Source organism: Methanothermococcus thermolithotrophicus DSM 2095, assembly GCF_000376965.1.
Taxonomy (GTDB): domain Archaea; phylum AGJL01; class Methanococci; order Methanococcales; family Methanococcaceae; genus Methanothermococcus; species Methanothermococcus thermolithotrophicus.
Genome location: NZ_AQXV01000050.1, coordinates 57478 through 67008 on the forward strand (window position 1 = coordinate 57478; position 9531 = coordinate 67008).

At 34.4% G+C, this 9531-nt stretch carries 11 protein-coding genes; 1 reads left to right on the top strand and 10 read right to left on the bottom strand.

What is annotated here, in order from left to right; translation table 11 throughout:
* The first annotated feature begins 206 nt into the window (after positions 1 to 206).
* The gene (locus F555_RS0105630; RefSeq protein ID WP_018154246.1) at positions 207 to 1073 is read left to right on the top strand and encodes a UbiA family prenyltransferase; all 867 of its coding nucleotides are present in this window, start codon (positions 207 to 209) and stop codon (positions 1071 to 1073) included.
* 56 nt (positions 1074 to 1129) lie between these two features.
* Here the strand turns inward: F555_RS0105630 and flaJ are convergent, their stop codons facing one another.
* From flaJ to F555_RS0105680, 10 genes are all read right to left on the bottom strand, one after another.
* Complete coding sequence (flaJ, locus tag F555_RS0105635; protein WP_018154247.1) at positions 1130 to 2809, bottom strand: archaellar assembly protein FlaJ; 1680 nt, start codon at positions 2807 to 2809, stop codon at positions 1130 to 1132.
* Positions 2810 to 2819: 10 nt separating this feature from the next.
* Positions 2820 to 4460 (bottom strand): type II/IV secretion system ATPase subunit, encoded by a 1641-nt coding sequence (locus F555_RS0105640; protein WP_018154248.1) that lies wholly within the window; start codon positions 4458 to 4460, stop codon positions 2820 to 2822.
* 10 nt (positions 4461 to 4470) lie between these two features.
* Complete coding sequence (locus tag F555_RS0105645) at positions 4471 to 5163, bottom strand: ATPase domain-containing protein (protein ID WP_018154249.1); 693 nt, start codon at positions 5161 to 5163, stop codon at positions 4471 to 4473.
* Between the two features lie 21 nt (positions 5164 to 5184).
* Complete coding sequence (locus F555_RS0105650; RefSeq protein WP_018154250.1) at positions 5185 to 5637, bottom strand: hypothetical protein; 453 nt, start codon at positions 5635 to 5637, stop codon at positions 5185 to 5187.
* 60 nt (positions 5638 to 5697) lie between these two features.
* Positions 5698 to 6105, bottom strand: coding sequence for a hypothetical protein (locus F555_RS0105655; RefSeq protein ID WP_018154251.1), 408 nt, complete (start codon positions 6103 to 6105; stop codon positions 5698 to 5700).
* Positions 6095 to 6502, bottom strand: coding sequence for a FlaD/FlaE family flagellar protein (locus F555_RS0105660; protein ID WP_018154252.1), 408 nt, complete (start codon positions 6500 to 6502; stop codon positions 6095 to 6097). Before F555_RS0105660 ends, F555_RS0105655 begins: the two co-directional genes overlap by 11 nt.
* A gap of 31 nt (positions 6503 to 6533) precedes the next feature.
* Positions 6534 to 7559, bottom strand: a complete 1026-nt coding sequence (locus tag F555_RS0105665; protein WP_018154253.1) for a FlaD/FlaE family flagellar protein — start codon at positions 7557 to 7559, stop codon at positions 6534 to 6536.
* Positions 7552 to 7896, bottom strand: coding sequence for a flagella accessory protein C (locus tag F555_RS09600; RefSeq protein ID WP_245547905.1), 345 nt, complete (start codon positions 7894 to 7896; stop codon positions 7552 to 7554). The genes F555_RS0105665 and F555_RS09600 overlap by 8 nt, the downstream gene beginning before the upstream one ends.
* A 219-nt stretch (positions 7897 to 8115) precedes the next feature.
* Complete coding sequence (locus F555_RS0105675; protein ID WP_018154255.1) at positions 8116 to 8769, bottom strand: flagellin; 654 nt, start codon at positions 8767 to 8769, stop codon at positions 8116 to 8118.
* 66 nt (positions 8770 to 8835) lie between these two features.
* Positions 8836 to 9486 (bottom strand): flagellin, encoded by a 651-nt coding sequence (locus tag F555_RS0105680; protein ID WP_018154256.1) that lies wholly within the window; start codon positions 9484 to 9486, stop codon positions 8836 to 8838.
* Between the last annotated feature and the right edge of the window lie 45 nt (positions 9487 to 9531).

Here is a 9531-nt window from a genome sequence, read left to right on the forward strand (position 1 = left end):
TAAGGTTTAAATGGGACGTTCATTTATTTCTATATTTTGAATTTAAAAATATTCTAAGTTAATTTGAATAAATTCGTGGCACCAGCTATAGTCGTTCGTAAGTGCGGTGTTATAGTGGTGTTATTTAAGTGTATGTTGTAATAAATCTACCATATTTTAAATAATGTTTTGAAGTATTATTATGAATATAATTACAAGGTGTAAGTATGGATAATTTAAAATATTACTTAGAATTGATTAGAGTAAAAAACTGTATAACTGCATCATTTGGGGCATTTATTGGTGGATTGATAGCCTCTGGATTTGAAACTGGTTTTATGGGTAGTATATTAATGGCTTCATTGGTGGTATTTTTAATTTGTGGGTTCGGGAATGCCTTGAATGATATATACGACATAGATATAGATAAAATAAACAAACCTTCCAGACCTTTACCCTCTGGAAAAATTTCATTAAAAAATGCTTGGTTTTTTTCGTATTTTTTAGTATTTACTGGACTTTTACTATCTTTGTTTAATTTCAACTGTTTTATAATTGCGATAGTTAACTCTCTGGTTCTTTATTACTATGCAAAACGCTATAAACGTAATAAAATTGTTGGAAATTTAATGGTGGCTTATTTAACAGGATCTGTTTTTGTTTTTGGAGGTGCCGCCGTAGGAAATATTGGTATAACAATTATACTGTTCCTTTGTGCAATGTTTGCCACCTGGGCAAGAGAAATAATAAAAGATTTTGAAGATATGGACGGAGATATTAAAGAGAATGTTATTTCCTTGCCTATAAAATATGGTAAAAAATCGCTTTATTTTGCTGCCTTTTTTTTAATGATGGCAGTTCTTTTAAGTCCTCTGCCATATATCATGGGTATGTTTGGGATTATATATCTCATTTTAATAGTTTTATGCGATATTTTGTTTATAAGTACTATAGTTAATCTAATTGGTGGTTATTCGATAAAAAATAATAAAGATAATCCTGCCGACATGTTTGGAAATGCTTCAAAAAGAATAAAATTAATAATGAATCTTGTATTGGTATGCTTTATAATAGGGGCTATTTTAAAGACATGAAATCTTTTATTGGGTTTCATTTTTTAATTTCTTCAATTTTTTCAAATAATGCAGTATTAATATAGTGGAATTCCAACTCCTAAAATACTTTGTACTAACAATCCAGTTACATAACTTACAATGGACGCTATCCAGAGCATTATAACAAAATGCATAAGGGAGCACTGAAGATGCCCTCCATCCATCAATTTTATCAAGTATCCAGAAACCATGGAGTAAAAAACTAATACTGCATACATTAGATATGATACCATTGATAAATCTCCTGGAGACATGATGTTTATGACGCTTATCATTGCCTCAGGAATATCTAAGGTTGTATAGAGGTTAGATACCATCTGGGCGACTCCGTATGAAGCGTATAAAGAGAGTGCCATTCCCCCTCCCAAACCATATATTATACCTGAAAACTGTGCAACACTTTGGTATTTTGATTTTCTTAAGTTTATTATTTTACGGAAGTTAGTTCCAATGATCTCTGATGCTTTTCCAGGGTCACCACCTAAAAATGTACATCTTTCGAACATTTCCGAGAATAATTGGATTAAATAACTACATGTATCAAAACCAAAGTATCTCCATGCCTTGTTGTTATCTATTCTTATTGAAATTCTCTTGTAGAGTCTCTCTAAATCTTTGGTCAATGGTCCAAAGTCGTGTGATGATAAGTATTTTAAGGATTCAGTCATACCTCCTCCTTTTGCACTAACTGAATTACCAAGGGACCTTAAAAAATCTGGGAAGTTATATTCTTTTCTTATAACTAAATTTTCTTCCCTCTGGGCCATATATCCCCCAATTAGAAGAGGAGTAACTCCAGTTGCGAAAAGTATTTGATAAGGTATTTTAACCATCTTCGGTATTTCTGCAATGTATTTTCCCCAAACCAATGTCGTGGTTAGTACTACAGTTAGAATTATAGATATTATTAGCCATTTTTTAAGTTTTAGATCTACAGCTGTGGGTTTTTCTCCAGTGTGCCATAATCTATCGTATGGTAGTTTACTTTTAATACCGTATACCATCAATACCTCTATCAATATGAAACCCAGTAGTGCAAAGGTTACAGTTGTTGTAAAGTCGTATGGCATTAGGAATGGGACTATGACTGCAAATGTTACAAAGAATGCAACAGAAGTAATTGCACTGACATACATTTCTTTAAACATATCCAATGAGTATAATGCCCTCTTGTAGAATGCTGCATAGTCCTCCATAACAATATCCTGTTCGTCTGAGAGGAAGTCCTTTAATTCTTCACCGCTATCCAATGAATATGCCATTCTATCTAAAAAATCTGCAAATTCGTTACTTGGTGTCCTAGTTGCTAGAAACCTACAAGCTTCAGCAAGTGACTGGTTCCATCTCTTTATTAAAACATAAATCTTTTTAGATTCCTCGGCCAGTTGCCCTAATTCTTCTTTTTCTTCTGAAAGCAACTTCATAAGTTCTTTTCTATCCAGATCAGTAATTGAGAGCACACCAAACTTAGTTATAAATATGTGCAATTTTTCATTTATTTGGTTCTTCTGAGTATCGAGCTCTATGTAGGGGTAACCTATAGCACTCCCTACAATTAATAGTGGCAATAGTAGAAATATTAGCCTTACATACCCTGTAAAGTATTTTACCCCCAAAACTGTCAAAATAACTGAAATAATTAGTGAGGGTATGACAAACTTTAGGATGTAGTCCCTAGGCTTTAATCCTACACGAGGTAAAATGTCAAAAAGCACTAAAATCACCTTAGATAGGGAATGGAAGCCCTTCTAATCCCTTTTCATAGAATTTCCAAATTACATCAAGTACTTCGTAGTATCCAAATATCTCTCTTGCTATCATTTCTTCAAGTATTCTTACCCTTAAGTTTAGTTCATCGTAGATTTCCCTTGGATCCTCGTAACCTGCAACTTTTGCAATTTTATCTTCAAGAATGTAACTGTTGTTCAATCCAGTAAAGTTATGTTTGTCCAATTGAGGGTCCCACTCAAAAACACCTCTGGTTATAACCCCATCTACTTCCTTATAATATCCTTCAATTTCTTCAATTCCTACAACTCTTCTTAGGAATTTGCCCTTTGTATAAACTGCCAACTGGAAAATTGCAACATTCAAGTTATCCATAAATGTTAAAGGAATATTGATTGGCTCACCACTAAGTCTTTGAATCATTTTTTTAACATTTGCAGCGTGGAATGTGGATAATACAGGGTGACCTGTCTGCATAGCTTGGAATGCAACAGCCCCTTCAACACTCCTTATCTCCCCAACAATAATATAGTTAGGTCTGGATCTTAGGGCAGCCCTTAATAAATCGAATAATGTAACCCTGCTTTCTTCAGGGCCTCTTTCCCTAGTAAGTAACTGCTGCCATACCGGTTGTGGGGGTTTAACTTCTGCAGTATCCTCACATGAAAATACTTTTGATTTAGGTTTGATAAACGGTAGGATGGCGTTTAGTGTGGTGGTCTTACCTGAAGCAGTTTCACCACATACAAATATACTCATTCCATATTCTAAACAAAGCCATAAATAGGCGGCAGTCTGGGCAGACATCGTACCCCAGCTGATAATCTGGGTAATACTAATTGGAACATCTGTAAATTTCCTAATTGTAAATGAAGGGCCTTTTAATGAAACATCTTGAGAATATATGATGTTAATCCTTGAACCATCTGGAAGGGAACCATCTACAATAGGGGTTGCGTCAGATACTGGCCTACCTATTCTTTCACAAATGTTTTTTAAGTAGTTGGCAAGTTCAATATCATCTTCCCAGGTTATGTTTGTAGGTAACATGTCAAAGATTTTATGGACTAACTGACATCCGTGTGATCCAATTACGTGGATATCCTCAATATATGGATCCCTTCTAATAGGTTCAAGAGCTCCTAATCCAATTAGGTCTCTTTTTAATATGTAGAGATATTTATCCCGTTCCGCCTTCGTGAGATTTATCTTTCCAGAGTTTAGAAACTTGGAGAGGAATTTATTTTTACTTTTCTTCTCAGATCCTACTACATTGGTTACTGTATCATATAGGTTGGTAAGAACTTTCACAAATTCTTCATCGTTTTCAGGTGAATCTCCATAAGGAGCATATTCCAATATTTTATCCAGTATTAGTTGGTATTTTCTCCTTTCTTCGGAGGTTTCTAGCCTAGGTTCTATTACTATATATTTTGTTTTCGTTGTAGGGCTACCATATATGTGAATAAATATGGGATCCCCTATAGGGTAGAGTATGTTCGGATATTTAATCTCCTTCAACTCCCTAGATAGGCTTACCATAAATTCGGGAACCTTTAAGTGTGTTTTTTTGAATTGTTCAACATACCTACGTAAATGAGGATTCCGATTCATGCTGTTACTGAATTCGTCCGCCATCTTACCACCTTTATGCTACCGAGGATATCTCTACCGCAATGCCTAGTTTTGGTTCCACTCTGAATACCATCAATTTCTGGAATGGTCCTTGTGCTAAATTGTATTTTTCAATTTTGACTAAATTTTTAATATTACCACCGAATGTGTAAATTTCAGTTTTAAGTACCATTGTTGCAGAAGACCTAAGTAAAGTTAAAATAGATTCTGGCAGTTCTTTTGGGTTAATTGTGTAAATTATGACTTTGTTCATAGATGCTATTCTTTTAAAAAAAGCCATTAAATCGTTTACTTTTATATCGCTTGCATCATTCACGATGAGTGATGACAAGGAATCAAATATAACTATATCTTTTTCATAAAATGCCCTAGTTTCCATAATTTTCTTTATGAAATCGTCTTTCTGAGTATTGTCTGATATCAAAGGATATACTGGGATATAGAGTAAAGTACCACTTAACAATTTTTTGTTTATATTGTAGTTTAAGGACATCATCTGTTTTACAAATTCTAAAGTTGTTAATTGAGTTGAGGTATATGTGACTGAATGGGCGTTCTGTAAAAAACCATAAGCAAGTCTCTGAGCGATTATTGATTTTCCAGTGGATTCCTCCCCTTCAACAAGAATTATGCTCCCGTATGGAATACCACCCCCCAGCCTTTTATGAATATCATCCCTACTGAGGTTAATTCTTGCAAGTTTCATAAAATCACCAATAGTGAAAATTTACTGAATTTCTGCCATTAATGTTCTTGTAACGCCCTGTTCAGAAATTACCTTTATTTTATGATATCCTGTGTTATTGTAGCTAACATCAATTTTACCCACTTCTGAAGGATCTAAAACGCCATTTAAGTCGTTTAAATCAGCTGTAGAGTCTATGTTCTTAATATCCCCATCAATAATAACTGTAAATACATTACCATTAAATGGAATCTGCGTCTTCCCCGTGTTTTTTACATAAAGGGTAGTTATTCCAGTAGTTGAATTTCTTGGAACATTTGCTGGATCGTTGATGATTTCAAAATCCTGGGATAATTTTGATGATAGGATTTCTCCTTTGTTGTTTATTCCTAATGACAGTTTATGAGTTATGGTTACAAGATTCCCTGAAACTGCGGCAGTGATTATTAAAACACTAACAAATATGATTATTTCTGAAAATACATTAGATGCCATTTAATCACCCAGGTATAACTGAGCACCTACTAAAAATCAAAGAGTATTAAATATGGTTAATTAATTCAAATTATAGAAGTATTGGTTGCCGTATTCTGATACTACACAGATCCTTGCAGGAGCGGTTGCGTTAATGGTTAATGTTACGTTATCCAATGGAGTTATATATATCTTGTTGGAAACTACCCCAAATTTCTTAGGTGTGCCGTTGTATAGTACATCCCATTTTTGAGGTTCAAGAGTTACTGAACCTTCGTTTTTCAGGGTGATATTTATAGTATCTGTTGAATTTACTACTTCAATAATATTTAATTTTTCATTTAATTTATTTTCCAAGTATGTAGTGTGTTTGTAGTAGGCCTCATTTACTTTAACGGAACTTATATCTACCGAGCTGTACAGATATATTGAACAGGCTAGTATTGTGGTTAGTAATAATATTACGCCTGCTGCGGAACTAAATCCCATAGTACTGTTCTGCCCCCTTTTTTATTCTTCTTATCTCCCATTCTATTCTATCAAGCATTTCGCCTGAAATCTTCTTTCCATTCAATCTTTCGATGAACAGTAATGAAACTAGATGGTCGGTAATTGTTAACCTACCTGATTCAGATTCAATTTCATCGTCTTCTACATAGATACCTTTTGAGAACTTTAATAATTTTGATATTGCTTTGTCAGATATCCAGCCTAAATTATAGTAGAAATCTAATACATCAACCATGTTTGAGGATCCCACTCTTTCGTATAAGTATTCAAGCCATTTGAATGCGAATATTATGGATATCGGATCTTCTGGAATATCATCTAACTTGGCGGGTTTGTGTGATTCGAGTAATATTGATGATAGTACTTCAGTATTCATACCATTCCCTCCTTGACGATCTATATTGTGGTTATAAGTTTTGTAATTCTTCAGACCATTTTTTTATTCTAGTTATTTCTCTTTCAACGCTTTCTAACTCATCCATAGGTACTGGTCTTCCACCTAATTTTTCAATATATAGGAGTGAGACCACATGGTCTTCAGGAGTCATTTTGTTTGTGGGCTTCCAGTTTAAATCTTCATGGAAATACTTCAAGTTTTTAGATATTTTTATCAACTTACTTACTACCTTGCTTGATATCCATTTTAAGTTGTAGTAGTAGTCCAAAGTATCGATCAGGTTGCTTGATCCAACTCTACTTGTTAAGAATTCAAGCCATTTGAAGGCCAGCATTGTAGATACCGTATCTTCAGGTAATTCTTCAAGTCTATATTTTTCTTCGGTTACTGGAGTTAAGTCAGATGGCATAATGATTACCTCCTCGCCTGTATGAACTTCTTTAATATTTTCTTCCTTAGCTTTTTGGAGTTCTTTTTCCTTAATTTCTTCTTTCTCTTCTTTTTCCTTTTTCACGGGTTTTTCTTCTACCACTGGTTCTTTTTCCTCTTCTACAGCTTCAGGAGTCGATTCTGGTTCTGGCGGTTTTATTTCTTCTTTTTCTTCGATTAGCCCTTCTACCTTTTCTTCTGTTTTTTCTACTTCTTCTGGATTTTCTGTTTTAATTTCTTCTTCAGAAGATTCTTCTTCCAAATCTCCTAATTCTTTTTTAATATCTTCGGAAACTTTCGTTGCGGAAGATATTGCAGCAACCTTCATCAATGCATCTAGTTTACTACTTAGATCATTAATTTTGGCAGTGAGCTCTTTTGTTTTATCTTCGGATTTCTTGCCAAAATAAAGATCTGTAACACGATTTACAATTTTATCTAACTGTTCCCTTGTTAATCTTCTATTTTTTAAATTATTTTTTAATAATTCAATAATAAATGATGGGACTTTTGTTCTTAAATTGTCCATATATTCTTCCAATTCATCCTCAGTCAAATATTCTTCCATTAGGTCGGAAGAATATTCCATATCTACCTTATTAACCATCTATATCCTCTCCGGATATTGCTTTGGAGATTTCTTCATCTGCAAGCACTTCATTAATAATTTCGTCCAAATCTATGTCGTGCTGCTCTAGGTATATATTTGCAAGTATCACGATATCGTTCTGTAATTCCTTTACCTTTTTTCTGAGGTGATCCGCTTCATACTCTAGTCTTTCAATTTTTTCCATGCTGGTTGCTGTAACTTTTGAAATTCCTATAAATGGATTTATCTGGTTTGAAACTACTTCGTAGAGTGCCATTATGTCCTGGAAATTTTCGTTTATTTTATTTATGTCGTTTCTGAGACTTTCGTTTTCTTTTCTGATATTGGTGACCATCATTTCTATTTTTGGAAATCTTGATTCAAGTTCACTTATTTTGGCGAGAAGTTCTTCATTTGCTGCTGCTAGATCTTCACCAGTATCTTCGATTATTTCCTCATCTATTCTAAATTCTTCCTCAACTTCAAGTTCCTCCTTTTTTTTCCCTTTACTAAATGCTATTTTTTTTTTATTTCTTCAATTATTTCAGAGATGTTTGGCATTTTTTTCACCTAATTATTGAAGAACAGTTACAGCATCAACGAAGGCTGACGGTGCCCTAAAGTCAATTATTCCTGAAGCCCCATATTCGGGAATTACTTCTCCAAATACTTTTTGTCTTTCAGCTATCGGTCCGAGGCTATTGGTGAGGTCGATTGCTATGATAACCTTGTCTCCATAGTTTACTGTAGGATGCGCGGTGCTATTTGTTGAACCATCGGCGTCTTGTAATACTATTAACCCAAATTCTGGATCTGGATAATTATCAGCAAGAGGCCATGCGCCAGTTATGTTAAATATATCTTTAGAGCCACTATCTTCAACATGCTCGATGTATCCTGAGTACACTAAAGATACCTTCCTATCGCCATTTGATAGAGAAACGATCGTGGATGATAGATCAACTTCATCTCCTATGTTTGGAGATACCAGTATTGCCATTTTAGTTATGTTTCCGGAACCATAGCCTATAACTTTAATAACTTGTATTCCGCTTGCAACCTGCTGAGTACTTTGCTGACCTACAATAGATGCCTTATGCTGCAACTTTCCTGCTGTGTTTATAATTACGGAAGCAGCTACTGCTGCAACCAATACGAGTGCAATGAATATAATCAGCGTACCGATACCTACAGCACCCCTCCTATTTTTAAAGAATTTTTTTAACATATATGCTCCTCCTTATCTCAATAAAAAAAATAAGAAATTAAGGGCTTTTAAAGAATATCGGGGTATTTATTGAAGCTGTATGATTCTTGAATCATCTAAGTATGTTGCAGGTGTTGTGAATGATATTATCGCTGGAGCTCCGAATTCTGGGGTTATTGTTCCGGTTATTTCAGATCTTGGGTCCATACTTAATCCGGTTGTGTTCAATGCTATAGCTACGATATCTCCTTTGTTTATAACTGGTGTAGTATTCTTACATGATCCATCTGCATCTTGAATTACTATGATTCCAAATTCTGTGTTTTTTACGCTGTTCCATACATCTGATTCAAATACTGATCCACCGCTTGTTAAGCTATCGTAATCATTACTGGTGTCGTTGTATTTTGCTACTAATTTGGTAGCACCATCGGACATCATAACTACTGCCTGTTCTAAATCGATTGGAGCACTTCCAGCATTTGGAGATATGTAGATTGCGGTGTAGTTTATGTTTGCATTGTTGTGCATACCTAAGACTTGTAGTGTTTGTAATCCACTAGCTACCTGTTCTGTACTTTCTTTACCTGTGCTGGATGCTTTTTGTTGTAAGAATCCGCTTGTGTTAATTAAAACACTTGCTGCAACTGCAGCAACTAATACCATGGCAATAAAGACAATTAAGGTACCAATACCAGAGGCACCTTTTTTGTTCTTTAAGAATTCGAATATTTTCATAATTGTTACCTCCCATTTTCAATGAGGATATTTATTATAGCTTAG